This is a genomic window from Stenotrophomonas maltophilia group sp. Smal32 (assembly GCF_030237085.1).
Taxonomy (GTDB): Bacteria; Pseudomonadota; Gammaproteobacteria; order Xanthomonadales; family Xanthomonadaceae; genus Stenotrophomonas; species Stenotrophomonas maltophilia_Q.
In genome coordinates, this window is the sequence record NZ_JASJSI010000106.1 from 1 (window position 1) to 15129 (window position 15129).

Annotated in this window: 12 protein-coding genes; 8 read left to right on the forward strand and 4 right to left on the reverse strand. The window is 67.9% G+C overall.

Features of this window, described 5'->3' with window-relative positions:
* Positions 1-323: 323 nt before the first annotated feature.
* Both ybaL and QRO91_RS18575 read right to left on the reverse strand, forming a co-directional pair.
* Positions 324-2021 carry a YbaL family putative K(+) efflux transporter gene (gene ybaL / locus QRO91_RS18570; RefSeq protein ID WP_197651156.1) on the reverse strand — a complete coding sequence of 566 codons (1698 nt, stop codon included), beginning with the start codon at positions 2019-2021 and terminating at the stop codon, positions 324-326.
* 158 nt (positions 2022-2179) lie between these two features.
* Positions 2180-4567: a TonB-dependent siderophore receptor gene (locus QRO91_RS18575; protein ID WP_285310506.1), complete on the reverse strand. Its 2388-nt coding sequence runs from the start codon at positions 4565-4567 to the stop codon at positions 2180-2182.
* A gap of 335 nt (positions 4568-4902) precedes the next feature.
* On the opposite strand from QRO91_RS18575, the gene QRO91_RS18580 reads away from it, so the two are divergent.
* Positions 4903-6768, forward strand: a complete 1866-nt coding sequence (locus QRO91_RS18580; RefSeq protein WP_043400521.1) for an ABC-F family ATP-binding cassette domain-containing protein — start codon at positions 4903-4905, stop codon at positions 6766-6768.
* 114 nt (positions 6769-6882) lie between these two features.
* On the opposite strand, the gene ampR is transcribed toward QRO91_RS18580, so the two are convergent.
* Complete coding sequence (gene ampR, locus QRO91_RS18585) at positions 6883-7746, reverse strand: LysR family transcriptional regulator AmpR (RefSeq protein ID WP_049429564.1); 864 nt, start codon at positions 7744-7746, stop codon at positions 6883-6885.
* 175 nt (positions 7747-7921) lie between these two features.
* Here ampR and blaL2 point away from each other — a divergent pair, with 175 nt between their 5' ends.
* The 3 genes from blaL2 to QRO91_RS18600 all read left to right on the forward strand — a co-directional run bounded on the left by blaL2 (position 7922) and on the right by QRO91_RS18600 (position 10828).
* Complete coding sequence (gene blaL2, locus QRO91_RS18590) at positions 7922-8833, forward strand: L2 family extended-spectrum class A beta-lactamase (RefSeq protein ID WP_049429565.1); 912 nt, start codon at positions 7922-7924, stop codon at positions 8831-8833.
* An 85-nt stretch (positions 8834-8918) separates the two neighbouring features.
* On the forward strand, positions 8919-10133 hold the full coding sequence (locus tag QRO91_RS18595) for a cation:proton antiporter (protein ID WP_049429566.1): 1215 nt from the start codon (positions 8919-8921) through the stop codon (positions 10131-10133).
* A gap of 53 nt (positions 10134-10186) precedes the next feature.
* Positions 10187-10828, forward strand: coding sequence for a hypothetical protein (locus tag QRO91_RS18600; protein WP_049429567.1), 642 nt, complete (start codon positions 10187-10189; stop codon positions 10826-10828).
* A 134-nt stretch (positions 10829-10962) separates the two neighbouring features.
* Here QRO91_RS18600 and QRO91_RS18605 read toward each other — a convergent pair whose 3' ends face one another.
* Complete coding sequence (locus QRO91_RS18605) at positions 10963-11706, reverse strand: DUF3011 domain-containing protein (protein ID WP_049429568.1); 744 nt, start codon at positions 11704-11706, stop codon at positions 10963-10965.
* Between the two features lie 158 nt (positions 11707-11864).
* Between QRO91_RS18605 and aspS the strand changes: the two genes are divergently transcribed.
* The 4 genes from aspS to QRO91_RS18625 form a co-directional block, all read left to right on the forward strand.
* On the forward strand, positions 11865-13616 hold the full coding sequence (aspS, locus tag QRO91_RS18610; protein WP_197619932.1) for an aspartate--tRNA ligase: 1752 nt from the start codon (positions 11865-11867) through the stop codon (positions 13614-13616).
* A gap of 16 nt (positions 13617-13632) precedes the next feature.
* Positions 13633-13959 (forward strand): DNA primase, encoded by a 327-nt coding sequence (locus tag QRO91_RS18615; RefSeq protein WP_197651161.1) that lies wholly within the window; start codon positions 13633-13635, stop codon positions 13957-13959.
* A gap of 31 nt (positions 13960-13990) precedes the next feature.
* The gene (locus QRO91_RS18620) at positions 13991-14512 is read left to right on the forward strand and encodes a GNAT family N-acetyltransferase (RefSeq protein ID WP_005410760.1); all 522 of its coding nucleotides are present in this window, start codon (positions 13991-13993) and stop codon (positions 14510-14512) included.
* A gap of 75 nt (positions 14513-14587) precedes the next feature.
* Positions 14588-15129, forward strand: a 542-nt coding sequence (locus tag QRO91_RS18625; RefSeq protein WP_285310507.1) for a triacylglycerol lipase, incomplete at its 3' end; no start/stop codon positions are given.

Consider the following 15129-nt stretch of genomic DNA (forward strand, 5'->3'; position numbering starts at 1 on the left):
CCCCCCCCCCCCCCCCCCCCCCCCCCCCCCCCCCCCCCCCCCCCCCCCCCCCCCTTTTTCCACCCACAAGCCGCCAAACGAGATCGGAGTCCGTCTCGTGGGCTCGTATTTTTTTATAAGAGACAGCCAGCGAACCGTCGAAGGCGGGGTGGGTCCGGTTCCAGGGGACGCCGTTAATCCGTCCATGGAGGCTGGGTCGCGCAATCCATGGCCCTCACCCCCCTGAAACCGGACCCTCCCCGCCATCCCACGGATAGTCAGCTCTTGCTTTTGCCGTTGCTTTGGCAGGTGCAGGGCTGCAAGCCCTGCCGCACCCACACCCCTCACACCACCGGAATGCTGTGCTGCCCCAGATTCCGGTACGGCGGCGTCGACATGATCATCTCCGCCAGCGAATAGGCCAGCTCGCGCTCGGCCATCACCGTGCCATCGGCACCGTGTTCCAGCAGGTGCTTCACCTCGGCATCGCTGTGCGCACGTGCCAGCAGGGTCAGGTCCGGGTTGATCGCCCGTAGCTTGGCCAGCGCCTCACCGGCTTCCAGCGGCTGCGGAATCGCCAGCACCGCGATCTTGGCGCGCTCCGGATGAGCTTCGGCCAGCACCCGGTCGGCGGCGGCACTGCCGCGGATCGCCGCCAGGCCCTTGGCGTGCGCCTGTTCGACGTGTTCCTTGTTGTCATCGATCACCAGCACCGGCACGCCGCGATCGCGCAGCACCTGCGCCAGTTCGCTGCCGACGCGGCCGTAGCCGATCACGATGGCGTGGTCACGCAGGTCGCGCGAGGGACCGATGGCCTCTTCTGGCTCCGCCGGCTGCGGCTGCTGTTCCTGCTTGGCCTGCCAACGGTCGAGCAGGCCGAACACCAGCGGATTGAGCATGATCGACACCAGCGCACCAGCCAGCACCAGCGACTGGCCTTCCTTCGGCAGGATCTGCAGCGCCACGCCCAGACCGGCGATGATGAAGGCGAACTCGCCGATCTGCGCCAGGCTGGCCGAAATGGTCAGCGCAGTGCTGGTCGGGTGGCCGAACGCACGCACGATGAAGAACGCGGCGGCCGACTTGCCAAACATGATGATCAGCACGGTGGCCAGCACCTGCCAGGGGTGCTGGACGAGGATGTTGGGGTCGAACAACATGCCTACGGAGACGAAGAACAGCACCGCGAACGCGTCGCGCAGCGGCAGCGAATCGTGCGCAGCCTTGTGGCTCAGCTCCGATTCGTTGAGCAGCATGCCGGCGAAGAACGCGCCCAGTGCGAACGAGACACCGAACAGCGTCGCCGAGCCGAATGCCACGCCCAGCGCGATCGCCAGCACTGACAGGGTGAACAGTTCGCGCGAGCCGGTACCGGCGATGCGTTCCAGGATCCACGGAATGACCCGGCGCCCGACCACCAGCATCACCGCCACGAACAGGCCCAGCTGCACGAAGGTCCAGCCGATGTCGGCCAGCACGCTGCCCAGCGAGTGCGATTCCTTGGCCGCATCGGGGCCAAACACGCCGGCCATCACCGGCATCATCACCAGTGCCAGCACGCAGGCCAGGTCTTCCACGATCAGCCAGCCGACCGCGATCTTGCCGCGCATGGTCTCCAGCAGGCGCCGCTCCTCCATCGCCCGCAGCAGCACCACGGTACTGGCAGTGGCCAGCGAGAAACCGAAGATGACGCCATGGATGGCCGGCCAGCCCATCAGCGAGGCCACGCCCCAGCCGAGCAGGGTGGCGACCGCGATCTGGCCGATGGCACCGGGAATGGCGATGGCCTTGACCGCCATCAGGTCCTTCAGCGAGAAGTGCAGGCCGACACCGAACATCAGCAGCATCACGCCCAGTTCGGCCAGCTGGTTGGCCAGCGCCTGGTCGGCGACGAAGCCGGGGGTGAACGGGCCTACACAGATGCCAGCAACCAGGTAACCGACCAGGGGAGACAAGCGGAGCTTGTTGGCCAGCGCGCCGAAGATGAAGGCGAGCCCCAGGCCAACGGCAACGATGTTGATCAGGTCGGTGTCATGGTGCATCGGCTCTCGCAGAAATCGGGGGGATGCCCCGATTTTCACCTAATGCGCCAGATGCAGCAAACCCAGCAGGCAAATGGGGTCAGATCCCTTTTCCTGCAGGAAAAGGGATCTGACCCCACCCGGGCCACGGAATGCCGGCCAGCGGCCGGCACTACCCCTTACCAGGTGTACTTGATCCGCCCATACACATACGCGCCGTTGAAGCCGAACGGCGAGTAGTTGCTGTACGGCAGCATGCCGAAGGTGGAGTTCTGCAGGTCTTCGGTGCGGTCCGGGTACTTGTCCAGCAGGTTGTCGGCGCCCACGGTCAGGGTCCAGTTGCTGCTCGGCTTGTAGCTGGCCGAGGCATCCACCACCCAGGCATCGCCGTAGGTCTGGTCACGCAGCGCGGTGGCCGAGTTGCGCACGGTGAACTTGCCGTAGCGGGTGGCGGCCAGGCCCAGTTCCCAGTGATCCGAACGCCAGGTGCCGCTCAGGATCGCCTTGTCGCGCGGGTAGCTGTCCTCGATGCGGCCGATCTCATCGCGGCCGATCAGCGACTGGGTCAGGCCCAGCGTGCCAAACACCGCCGGGGTGCCGCCGACGCGACGCACTTCGGTGTCATTGAGGCTGTAGGCCGCGGTCAGCTCCAGGCTGCTGGCGCTGAACGGCACCGTGTAGCTGGACACGAAGTCCACGCCACGGGTGCGCGTATCCAGGCCGTTGGTGAAGTACGAGAACGCGGTCACCTGCGGCAGGCCCAACCCGGCCAGCAGGGCACTGGAAGCCGCGTTGGTGGTGATGCTGGACGACAGCGCGATGCGGTTGTCGATGTCGATCTGGTAGGCATCGACGGTGATGTACAGGCGGTCCACCGGCTGCAGCACGAGGCCCAGGCTGTAGGAGGTGGAGGTCTCGGCCTTCAGCGGCGAGGCGCCCAGCGCCTGCGCGGCCGGGCTGGTGGTCGGGAAGGTGCCGCGTTCAACGAACACGCCATTGAGGAACTGGCTGGTGACGGCCTGGTAACCCTGCTGCGCCAGCGACGGTGCGCGGAAGCCACTGGACGCGGTAGCGCGCAGCGCGACCTTGTCGGTGAACGCGTAGCGCGCCGACAGCTTGCCGGAGAAGCGGTCGCCGAAGTCCGAGTAGTCCTCGTAGCGGCCGGTGATGCCCGCCGAGAACTTCTCGGTCAGGTCCGCTTCCAGGCCGGCGTAGACCGCGTAGTTGTGGCGGTCGGCATGCACTTCATTGGTCGGGGTGAAGCCCGCGAAGCCCTGCGCGCCGCTGCCGGTGTACGAGTTCAGCTCGCCCGGCTTCTGGTCCCATTTCTCCTTGCGGTACTCACCACCGAAGGACAGCGTGACCGGGTAGGCCAGGCCCCAGTCCAGCGACTTGGTCAGGTCGGCGTTGAAGATGTCCTGCTGGTACTTCAGCGTGCCGTCGTAGAACGAGCGCGGGCTGGTCGCACCGAGGCTGTAGTTGATGCTGTTGCGGGTGTGGAAATCGAGGGTGTTCTCGCCGTGGTTCAGGCTCAGGTCCCAGGTCCAGCCGCTGTCGGTGTTGCCCTTGACCCCGGCCACCAGCGAACGGTCCTTGGAATACTGGTTGATCTCCGGCACGTAGCCATCCGGGTAGGTCTGCGCCAGCAGCGCGCTCTGCCCGCTGTGGTTGCGCGAGCGGTAGAACGCGAACGAGGTGATGTCGCGGTTGCTGAGCAGCGCGCTGGCGTAGCCGGTCACGTGGTCGCTGAAGTCGAAGCTGGCGTTAGCCGAGGCGGCGGTGGCATCCACGCGCGGGTCGCCGACGATGAAGGTCTTCTGGCCGATGCTCGGGAAGTTGCCGGTGTTCGGCGTGGTGCCGCGGTACGGGCCGGCGCGGTTGCTCTCGTCCTGCTGGCTGATCTGGCCGGCCACGTGCACGCGGCCACGGCCGTTGCCGAACTCGACGCCGGTATCGCCGGACAGCTGGTACTTGTTGCCGTCACCGGCCGAGTACTGGCCGTAATCCACCGCCAGGCTGCCGCCACGGCCGCTGCCCTTGAGCACGATGTTGATGACGCCGGCAATGGCGTCCGAGCCGTACTGCGCCGACGCGCCGTCGCGCAGCACTTCCACGCGCTCGATCGCGGCGATCGGGATCGCGTTGATGTCCACCGCCGACGAGCCACGGCCGATGCTGCCGTTGACGTTGATCATCGCCGAGGTGTGGCGGCGCTTGCCGTTGACCAGCACCAGCACCTGGTCCGGCGACAGGCCGCGCAGCTGCGCCGGGCGCACGCCGCTGGTGCCGTCGGTCAGGGCCGGGCGCGGGAAGTTCAGCGAGGGCAGCGCGCGCGACAGCGCCGTGGCCAGTTCGCTGGTGCCGGTGGACTGCAGTGCTTCGGGGGTAATGATGTCGATCGGCGACTGCGATTCGGCCACCGTGCGGTCGGCCACGCGGGTGCCGGTGACGATCACTGTGTCCAGGGTGTTGGCGGCGGTGCCGGCCTGCTGGGCAGCGGCGACGAACGGAGAGCCACCGAGTGCGACAGCGACGGCGGCGGCGATCAGGCTGGTCTTGCGGGTCATCGGGATGGGGCTCCGGTTGGCAGGGGCGGCACCGGAATCGACATCACGGGGGTGAGGCGGACGGCGGTTGTTGCGGTGCGCAATACAGCAATTAACGGGATATTCAGTGCCTGTCAAATGCCGGGCGTCAGAAAAAACGTTGCAGCAGCAACCATTTAGCCCGGATCAGCGCTGGCGGGAAGGGAGCCCGGGACGCGCGCGGCGAGGACGTGGGAGAGAGGAACGTCGGCCACTGCGCATCCCGGGACACGTCAAGTATTCGTTAACGCTAGAATTGCGTCGCAGGAACAGTGCTTACCAGCACATTCCATCCGGTTATATGGACCCCTCCCCCGATGATCTCCCTTCGTAATTTCGCCTTGCGCCGCGGCGAGCGGCTGCTGTTGTCCAATGTCGACCTGACCCTGCACGCCGGTTACCGGGTGGGTGTGGTCGGCCGCAACGGTGCTGGCAAGTCCAGCCTGTTCGCGGCGGTGAAGGGCGAGCTGGAGGCCGACAAGGGGGACGTCGACCTGCCCGGCAAGGTCCGTATCGCCAGCGTGGCGCAGGAAACCCCGTCGCTGCCGGACCCGGCGCTGAGCTTCGTGCTGGGCGGTGACATCGAAGTGGCCGCGGTGCTGGCCGCCGAGGCCGAGGCGACCGCCCGTGAAGACTGGGAAGCGGTGGCCGAGGCGCACACGAAGATGGCCGAGCTCAATGCCTACGATGCCGAAGCGCGCGCCGGCAAGCTGCTGCACGGCCTCGGCTTCCCGGCCGAGACCCATCACCGCGCGGTGTCCTCGTTCTCCGGCGGTTGGCGCGTGCGCCTGAACCTGGCGCGCGCGCTGATGATGCCCAGCGACCTGTTGCTGCTGGACGAACCGACCAACCACCTCGACCTGGACGCGGTGTACTGGCTGGAACAGTGGCTGCTGAAGTACCCGGGTACGCTGCTGCTGATCTCGCATGACCGCGAGTTCCTCGACAACGTCGCCACCCACACCCTGCACCTGCACGGTGGTGGCGCCAAGCTCTACCCGGGTGGCTACACCGATTTCGAGCGCCAGCGCGCCGAACAGCTGCGCCAGCAGCAGATCGCGCACGAGAAGGAACAGGCCGAGCGCGCCCACCTGCAGAGCTTCATCGACCGCTTCAAGGCGCAGGCCAGCAAGGCCGCGCAGGCGCAGAGCCGCATGAAGCGCCTGGCCAAGCTGGCCGGCACCGAAGCGGTGCGCGCCGAGCGTGAGTTCCGCATCGAATTCGCGCCGCCGGCCAAGCTGCCGTTCTCGCTGATCCGCCTGAACCACGTCGAGGCCGGCTACGGCAAGGACGCGGTGATCCTGCACAACGTCGGCTTCGGCCTGGAAGCGGGCCAGCGCATCGGCCTGCTCGGCCCGAACGGCGCCGGCAAGACCACGCTGGTGAAGACCCTGGTGGGCGAACTGGCACCGATCGTCGGCGAGCGCATGGCGCACCCGGACCTGAAGATCGGCTACTTCGCCCAGCACACGGTGGAGTCGCTGCACGAAGGCCAGTCGCCGATGGAGCACTTCCGCGAGATCGCCCCGGATGCGCCGAACCAGTCGTTCCGCGACTTCCTCGGCAAGTGGAACTTCCCCGGCGACCGCGCATTCGAGCCGGTCGATGGCTTCTCCGGTGGCGAGCGCGCACGCCTGGCGCTGGCGCTGATCGCCTGGCAGCAGCCGAACGTGCTGCTGCTGGACGAACCGACCAACCACCTTGACCTGGAAATGCGCGAAGCGCTGGCCGAAGCACTGGCCACCTTCGAAGGCGCGATCGTGATGGTCTCGCACGACCGCCACCTGATCGGCCTGGTCTGCGATACCTACTGGCGCGTGGCCGATGGCGTGGTCGAGCCGTTCGACGGCGACCTCGATGCCTACGCCGCCTGGCTGCGTACCCGCCCGCAGGCGCAGGGCACCAAGGCACGCATGGAGCAGGTGGAAGAGCCGGTGGTGGTCAAGACCGCCCCGGTGGCGCAGGTGGTGCAGAAGAAGCCGGTGAACCCGCACAAGCTGGCCGCCGCCGAAGCCAAGGTGGCCGAGCTGGAAGGCGCCCTGGCCGAACTGGACCGGCAGCTGGCCGACCCGGCCAATTACGCCGATGCCACGCGCATGGCGGTGATCGGCCGTGACCGCGAAACCGCTGCCGCGCAGCTTGAAAAAGCCGAAGCGGCCTGGATGGAACTGCTGGAGTCCTGACCGGTAGTGCCGGCCGCTGGCCGGCTGGCTTTCTTGTAGAGCCGAGCCCTGCTCGGCTTGCGCGCGCAGCGCGGTATTGGACATGAAGCAGCCGAGCGTGGGCTCGGCTCTACATCATGACTGCGCCTGCAGCCACTCGCGGAAGCGCTTGGCCGGCTCACGTTCGACGCGCGAGCGCAGCCGTGTCAGCCAGTAGCGGCCCAGCTCCAGCGTGGTGCCGAACGGCTGCAACAAGCGGCCCTCGGCCAGTTCCTGCTCGAACATGCGCAACGGCAGCAGCGCCACGCCGGCACCGCCGGCAGCGGCCATCGCCACCGTCAACGAGGAATCGAATACCGGCCCGCGTGCCTCCACGCCGCTGACCCCGGCCGCCTGCAACCAGCGCGGCCACTCGTCGCTGCGGTAGGAGCGCAGCAGTGGCAGCGTGCCCAGGTCACGCGGTTGCTTCAGGCGCCGTGCCAGCGCCGGCGCGCACAGCGGTGCGAAGGGCGCGTCGAGGATCGCCGTGCAGTGCTGGCCCTGCCAGTCGCCATCACCGAAGCGGATCGCCAGGTCCAGCCCTTCTCCCGCCAGATCGATACGGTTGTTGTGGGTCTGCAGGCGCAGCTCGATGTCCGGATGCGCGCTCTCGAACGCAGCCAGTCGTGGCAGCAGCCAGCCGGTGGCGAAGGTGCCGACCACGCCCAGGGTCAGTACCTCACGCGCAGGTCCGCCGGTGTAACGCGCGATGCTGGCCGAAATGCGCTCGAACGATTCGCTGAGCACCGGGTACAGCGCGGAACCCTCATCGGTCAGGGCAACGCCGCGCGGCAGGCGATGGAACAGGCGAATGCCGAGCCGGTCCTCCAGGCTGCGGATCTGGTGGCTCAGCGCGGCCTGGCTGACGCACAGCTCCAGCGCGGCACGGGTGAAATTCTGGTGGCGCGCGGCGGCCTCGAAGGCGCGCAGGGCGTTCAGCGGCAGGGTCGGGTGCAGCATGGCGCAGTCGTGAGCTGGAGTGATGGATGATCCTAGCGTGGCAACGGGTGATTTCGGAAAATTAAGGGGTTGAATGCGACAGGCATGAGTTCAGCTAATGGCTCGCGCTGATTTTTTGCGCTGGTCGCCCCGGTGGGCGACGCCAATAATCGAACGGTCCCCAGGAGAACCCCGCATGCTCGCCCGTCGCCGATTCCTGCAGTTCAGTGGTGCCGCTGTTGCTTCCTCGCTCGCCCTGCCGTTGCTGGCACGTGCGGCGGGCGCCACGACCGCCGCCGCCCCGGCCGATGCGGCCATCGCCGCCGCCAGTGATTTCGCCGCGCTGGAGAAGGCCTGCGCCGGCCGTCTGGGCGTGACCCTGCTCGATACCGCCAGCGGCCGCCGCGTCGGCCATCGCCAGGACGAGCGTTTCCCGATGTGCAGCACCTTCAAGAGCATGCTGGCCGCGACCGTGCTCAGCCAGGCCGAACGCACCCCTTCGCTGCTCGACCGGCGCGTACCGGTGCGCGAGGCCGACCTGCTCTCGCACGCACCGGTGACCCGCCGCCATGCCGGCAAGGACATGACCGTGCGCGACCTGTGCCGGGCCACGGTCATCACCAGCGACAACACGGCTGCCAACCTGTTGTTCGGTGTGGTCGGCGGGCCGCCAGCGGTCACCGCGTTCCTGCGTGCCAGCGGCGATGCGGTCAGCCGCAGCGACCGGCTGGAGCCGGAAATGAACAGCTTCGCCGAAGGTGACCCGCGCGACACCACCACGCCGGCGGCGATGGCTGGTTCGCTGCAGCGCGTGGTGCTGGGGAAAGTGCTGCAGCCGGCATCGCGCCAGCAGCTGGCCGACTGGTTGATCGACAATGAAACCGGCGATGCCTGCCTGCGCGCGGGCCTGGGCAAGCGCTGGCGGGTGGGCGACAAGACCGGCAGCAATGGCGAGGACGCGCGCAACGACATCGCCGTGTTGTGGCCGCGCGCGGGCGGCGCGCCGTGGGTGCTGACCGCCTATCTGCAGGCCGGCGCGATCAGCAACGAGCAGCGCGCCCTGGTGCTGGCCCAGGTAGGCCGGATCGCCGACCGACTGATTGGATGAGGTAACCGGGGTCATTCAAACGTGGCTTGCCGGATCGGTTCGGCGCGCGCATCCTGCGCGCGTTCGAACCCCACGGAAGACCCCGATGAGCCATGAGTTGATCTACCTGCTGCTGATCTTCGCGCTGCTGGTGATCCCGCGCGCGCTGCAGCGCTTCAGCCTGCCCGCACCACTGACCTGCCTGCTGTTCGGCATCATCGGCATGCTCTGGCTGGGCGACCAGGCCCACGATGCGGTGATCGGCCTGCTGGCCACGCTGGGTATTTCCTCGCTGTTCCTGTTCGCGGGCCTGGAAGTGGACCTGCAGGCGCTACGTCGTGGCATGTGGCCGCTGTTGGCGCACCTGGTGATCCGCAGTGCGACGCTGTTCGGCGTGGGCTGGCTGGCCTGGCGCTATGCGGGATTGCCTTGGCAGGCCGCCGGCCTGTTGGCGCTGGCGCTGCTGACGCCCTCCACTGGTTTCATCATGGATTCGCTGTCACGGCTGGGCCTGAGCGAAGACGAGCGGTTCTGGGTGACCAGCAAGGCCATCGCTGGTGAACTGCTGGCGCTGGCGGCGTTGTTCATCGTGCTGCAGGCCGGCGATCCGGGCCACATGGCGCTGTCCAGCCTGGCCCTGCTGGCGATGATGGTCGGCCTGCCGCTGCTGTTCATCGCGCTGGGACGCTGGGTGGCGCCGCACGCGCCGGGTTCAGAGTTCTCGCTGCTGGTGATGGTGGGCATGGTGGCGGCCTACATCACCTACCTGCTGGGCGTGTACTACCTGGTCGGCGCGTTCATCGCCGGGCTGGTCGCGCGTCTGCTGCACCAGCGCATGCCGCTGCTGGCCTCGCACGAGAACCTGCACGCGCTGCGCTTGTTCGCCTCGTTCTTCGTGCCGTTCTACTTCTTCAACGCCGGCACCAAGGTGCCCAGTGAAGCGCTCAGCTTCGAGGCGCTGGGGCTGGGCATCGTGATCACCCTGGTGGTGCTGCCGCTGCGCATCGGCGTGGTCTGGTTGCAGCGCCGGGTGATGTTCGGCGAGAGCTTCCGCAGCAGCCTGCGGGTCTCGCTGGCGCTGGCACCGACGCTGATCTTCACCCTGGTGCTGGCGGCGATCATGCGCGAGCGCTTCCAGATTCCGGCGGTGCTGTTCGGCGCGCTGCTGCTGTATGCCGCGTTGACCACGCTGCTGCCGTCGCTGGTGTTCCGTACCCCGTTCGATGTCGACCCGGTGGAACAGGAGCCGGCCGGCGAGGGCGAGGCCGCACCGGTGGCGGCGACCGAAGTACTGCCGGCAGCACCGTCTGCCGAGCGCTGAGCGGACCTGGCGCGCGGTTTGCGCCCATCGGCCATGGCCGTTAGGGTTGGGGCATGAGACCGATTGCCGTTGCCACTACCGCCGCCCTCCTGCTCAGCCTCGCTGCGTGCACGCAGCGCTCCGATACGGTCGCCCATGACCTGGCGACCGCACCGGCCGATGCGTTCATGGCCGCCATCGCCGCACATTGCGGCCAGGCCTACGCAGGCAAGGTGGTGGAGGACACGCCGGCACCAACCGGCAAGGACCCGTTCGCCGGGCAGCGCCTGGTGATGCATGTGCGCGGCTGCGCCGATCCGGCGCATGAGCTGCGCATCCCGTTCCATGTCGGTGATGACCACTCGCGGACCTGGGTGCTGACCCGCACGCCGAACGGGCTGCGCCTGAAACACGACCATCGCCACGAAGACGGCAGCCCCGACGCGATCACCCTGTACGGTGGCGACAGCACGCCGCCGGGAACTGCCGAACGTCAGCAGTTCCCGGCCGATGCCGACTCGGTGGCGATGTTCCGCCGTGCCGACATGCTGGCTTCCACGCACAACACCTGGGCGATGGAGATCGATCCGGACCAGACGTTCGTCTACGAGTTGACGCGCCCGGAGGGCCGCCGGTTCCGCGTGCAGTTCGACCTGAGCAAGCCGGTCGATCTGCCGCCGCCGCCCTGGGGCGACGACAAAGCGCCCGCACCGTGATCGCGGGATCGGATCCCTCCTGCGGAGGGCTCCGACCCCGGAAAGACCGCCAGTAGACCCACGCCATGCGTGGATGCGGGATGCCTGGCCGGGGTAAGAGCCCTGGCCGCTGGCCAGGGATCCGCCCCCGCAACTCAGCGCGTACCGAAGCGCGCGCGGCAGCCGTTGCTCACCCACACCTGGCCGCGCGAGTAGCCCCAGCTGCGGCCTTCCTGGCAGGCGCTGCCGGACAGCTGCTGCTGCAGCACTGGCCGGCCCTGGCGATCATCCCAGTCGCAGGTCTGCGAACGGTTGTTGTTGCTGCTGCAGGTGACGGAATAGTTGCTGTTGCCACCGCCCCAGCCGCCACCACCACCGCCCCAGCCGCGGGCCTCGGCGAATTCGGCGCGGCAGCCATTGCTGACCCACACCGCGCCGTTGCGCACACCCCAGGTACGGCCCTCCTCGCAAGGACTGCCGGACAACTGGCGGACCAGGCGGGCATTGCGCCAGCCGACCGGGCAGCTGCGCTCGCGATTGTTCTGGCTTTCGCAGCGGATGGTCTCGCCGGGTCGACCGTTGTTGCCACCCCAGCCGCCGCCATTGCCACCGCCCCAGCCGCCGCGCGACTCGACGAACTCGGCGCGGCAGCCGCCGGTGACCCAGATGGTGCCGTTGCGGCTGCCCCAGGTGCGGCCTTCCTCGCAGGGGCTGCCAGACAACTGACGGACCAGCTGCGCGCCGCGCCAGCCGGTGTTGCAGACCCGTTCGCGGTTGCTCTGGCTTTCGCAGCGGATCACCCCGTTCTGCGCAGAGGCGGATGGGGCGGGCAGGGTGAGGGTGCCCAGGGCACCCAGGCTGAGGGTTACGGCCAGGCTGGCCAGGGACAGCGGTTTCATGGCGGCATCCCATACGGTGGCAGGTGCCCGACTATAGGGAGGGGGGCGATCAAGCCGGTGTGACTGGCCGGATTTGCCCCGGCCGGGGCCTCGGCCGCAGAATACGAGGCTTTCCGGCCCCCATCCGGTGCCGGCGTTCTCCAGCGGAGCTTCCCCCCATGCGTACCCACTTCTGCGGCCTGGTCGACGAGACCCTGATTGGCCAGACTGTCACCCTCGCCGGCTGGACCGACGTGGCCCGTAACCAGGGCGGCGTCTGCTTCATCGATCTCCGCGATCATGAAGGCATCGTGCAGGTGACGGTGGAGGTCGACAATGCCGAAGTGTTCGCCGTGGCCGCGTCGCTGGGCTACGAGGACGTGCTGCAGGTGGAAGGCGTCGTGCGCGCCCGCCACGCGGTGAACGACAAGATGCGCACCGGCAAGGTGGAAGTGATCGCCACCGCCATCACCGTGCTGAACAAGGCCGCGCCGCTGCCGTTCCACGCCCACGAGAACCCGGGCGAGGAAACCCGCCTGAAGTACCGCTACCTGGACCTGCGCCGCCCGGAAATGCAGCGCATGCAGCGCACCCGCATCAAGCTGGTGCAGGCCCTGCGCCGCCACCTGGACGAGAAGGGCTTCCAGGACATCGAAACCCCGATCCTGACCAAGGCCACCCCGGAAGGCGCGCGCGACTTCCTGGTGCCGGCGCGCATGCACCCGGGCGAGTTCTACGCCCTGCCGCAGAGCCCGCAGCTGTTCAAGCAGATCCTGATGGTGGCCGGCTTCGACCGCTACTACCAGATCGCGCGCTGCTTCCGCGATGAGGCCCTGCGTGCCGACCGCCAGCTGGAGTTCACCCAGCTGGACATGGAATTCGCCTTCGTCCGCGAGCGCGACGTGCAGGACTTCGTCGAAGACATGATCCGCGCCATCTTCAAGGAAGTGGTGGACGTGCAGCTGGATGCCAGCTTCCCGCGGATGACCTGGGCTGAAGCCATGCGCCGCTACGGCTCGGACAAGCCGGACCTGCGCATCGCGCTGGAACTGGTGGACGTGGCTGAACTGGTCAAGGACAGCGAGTTCCCGGTGTTCACCGGCCCGGCCAATGATGCCGAGGGCCGCGTGGCTGCGCTGCGCATCCCGGGCGGTGCGTCGCTGTCGCGCAAGCAGATCGACGAATACGCCGCGCATGCCGCCAAGTACGGCGCCAAGGGCCTGGCCTACATCAAGATCGCCGACAACGGCGAAGTCAGCTCGCCGATCCAGAAGTTCTTCAGCGAAGCGTCCTTCGCCGCGCTGGTCGCCCACGTCGGTGCCGGCAACGGTGACATCGTGTTCTTCGGCGCCGGTGGCTACAACAAGGTCTCCGACTTCATGGGCGCCCTGCGCCTGAAGGCCGGCAAAGACTTCGGCCTGGTCGCCGAGGGCTGGGCGCCGCTGTGGGTCACCGACTTCCCGATGTTCGAGTGGGACGAGGAAGAACAGCGTTACGTCGCCCTGCACCACCCCTTCACCGCACCGGCCGTGGACGACATTGCCGACCTGCGCGCCAACGCCCGTACCGCCGTTTCGCGCGGCTACGACATGGTGCTCAACGGCAATGAAATCGGCGGCGGTTCGATCCGTATCCACCGTCCGGACATGCAGAGCGCGGTGTTCGAGCTGCTCGGCATCGGTGCCGAGGAGGCCCGTGCCAAGTTCGGCTTCCTGCTCGACGCGCTGAACTACGGCGCGCCGCCGCACGGTGGCATCGCCTTCGGTATCGACCGCATCGCCGCGTTGATGGCCGGCACCGAGTCGATCCGCGACGTGATCCCGTTCCCGAAGACCACCGGTGCACAGGATCTGATGACCGACGCGCCGTCGCCGATCGTCGACGCGCAGCTGGCCGAAGTGCACATCCAGGTTCGCCCCAAGACCAACTGATCAGGAGATCCAGGCAATGACCGAGTTCGCGTTTTCGCTGGAGTGGGAAAAGCTGGGCAATGAAGGCGCCGAGGCCAATCTGGTCACCGAGCGTGCGCGTGTGTTCGGTGGTTGGCTGGTCCGCGTCGGTACCAACCCGGCGGCGATGGCCCTGACCTTCGTCGCCGACGGCGAAGGCCGCTGGGACGGTGAAGACTTCGGCGTCGAGGATTACGAAGACGACGAAGAGGAAGAGTACGACGAGGACGAGGAAGGCGAGGAAGGCGAGGAAGAAGAGGACGAAGAGGAATACGAGGAAGAGGACGAGGAAGACGAAGAGGCGGAATCGTCGGAAAAGGCTTGACCGCCCCTCCGCGCTGACGTCAACTTCCTGCATGTATTCGATCCGCCGCGCTACTGTGGACGACGCGCCGACCCTGTCGGCGCTGGCGGCCCGCACGTTCACCGAAACCTTCGGCCATCTGTATCCGCCGCAGGACCTCCAGGCCTTCCTTGAGGAGGCCTATACGGTCGAGCGCCAGCGCGTGATCCTGGCCCACCCGGATTACGCGGTGTGGCTGCTCGAGCTGGACGGGGAGGCGGTCGGCCATGCCGCCGCCGGTCCCTGTGGCCTGCCGCACCCGGACGTGAAGCCCGGTGACGGCGAGCTCAAGCGCCTGTACCTGATCAAGACCCAGCAGAGCTGTGGCTGGGGCAGCCGCCTGCTGGAAACCGCACTGGCCTGGCTGGAACACGAAGGCCCGCGCACCCTGTGGCTGGGCGTGTGGTCGGAAAACTTCGGCGCACAGCGCTTCTACGCCCGCTACGGTTTCGAGAAGGCCGGCGAATACCTGTTCCCGGTGGGCGACACGAACGATCTCGAATTCATCCTGCGCCGCGCACCGCGCGCGGCCTGATGTTCACCGCCGCTTGCTGCGCGCGCGTGTTCAATCACCGTACGTTCCTGCCCCGCTGACTGCCAGGCTGTTTGCATGACTCCCCCCGTATTGCTGCTGCATGGCATCTGGAATGCCCGCGCCTGGGTCGGGCCGCTGGCCTGGCGCCTGCGCGCGCGTGGCTTCCAGGTGCACGCGTTTGGTTATTCCTCGGTGTTCGGTGGCCCGGACGTGGCCGTGCCGCAGCTGCTGGAGCGGCTGGCCGATGCCGGCCCGTTGTCGCTGGTCGGCCACAGCCTGGGCGGGCTGCTGGCGCTGGAAGCGCTGCGGCGCAATCCGCAGCTGCCGGTACAGCGCGTGGTCTGCCTGGGCTCGCCGCTGCGCGGCAGTGGCACCGCGCGCTCGTTGTCCGATCATGGCTGGGGCCTGGCGCTGGGCCGCAGCAGCGAGCTGCTGCTGGATGGCCTGCCGGACTGGCAGGGCAAGGCCGAGGTTGGGTTGATCGCCGGCTCAGTGCCGCATGGGCTGGGCAGCCTGCTGGGCGCGATGGACGACGCCTCCGATGGCACCGTGGCCCTGGCCGAGACCCGCCTGCCGGGGCTGGCTGACCACTGCGTGGTGCGTACCAGCCATAGTGG

Coding starts and splice junctions, on each gene's coding strand:
- ybaL (WP_197651156.1), bottom strand. CDS start 2,021: ATGCACCATGACACCGACCTGATCAACATCGTTGCCGTTGGCCTGGGG.
- QRO91_RS18575 (WP_285310506.1), bottom strand. CDS start 4,567: ATGACCCGCAAGACCAGCCTGATCGCCGCCGCCGTCGCTGTCGCACTC.
- QRO91_RS18580 (WP_043400521.1), top strand. CDS start 4,903: ATGATCTCCCTTCGTAATTTCGCCTTGCGCCGCGGCGAGCGGCTGCTG.
- ampR (WP_049429564.1), bottom strand. CDS start 7,746: ATGCTGCACCCGACCCTGCCGCTGAACGCCCTGCGCGCCTTCGAGGCC.
- blaL2 (WP_049429565.1), top strand. CDS start 7,922: ATGCTCGCCCGTCGCCGATTCCTGCAGTTCAGTGGTGCCGCTGTTGCT.
- QRO91_RS18595 (WP_049429566.1), top strand. CDS start 8,919: ATGAGCCATGAGTTGATCTACCTGCTGCTGATCTTCGCGCTGCTGGTG.
- QRO91_RS18600 (WP_049429567.1), top strand. CDS start 10,187: ATGAGACCGATTGCCGTTGCCACTACCGCCGCCCTCCTGCTCAGCCTC.
- QRO91_RS18605 (WP_049429568.1), bottom strand. CDS start 11,706: ATGAAACCGCTGTCCCTGGCCAGCCTGGCCGTAACCCTCAGCCTGGGT.
- aspS (WP_197619932.1), top strand. CDS start 11,865: ATGCGTACCCACTTCTGCGGCCTGGTCGACGAGACCCTGATTGGCCAG.
- QRO91_RS18615 (WP_197651161.1), top strand. CDS start 13,633: ATGACCGAGTTCGCGTTTTCGCTGGAGTGGGAAAAGCTGGGCAATGAA.
- QRO91_RS18620 (WP_005410760.1), top strand. CDS start 13,991: ATGTATTCGATCCGCCGCGCTACTGTGGACGACGCGCCGACCCTGTCG.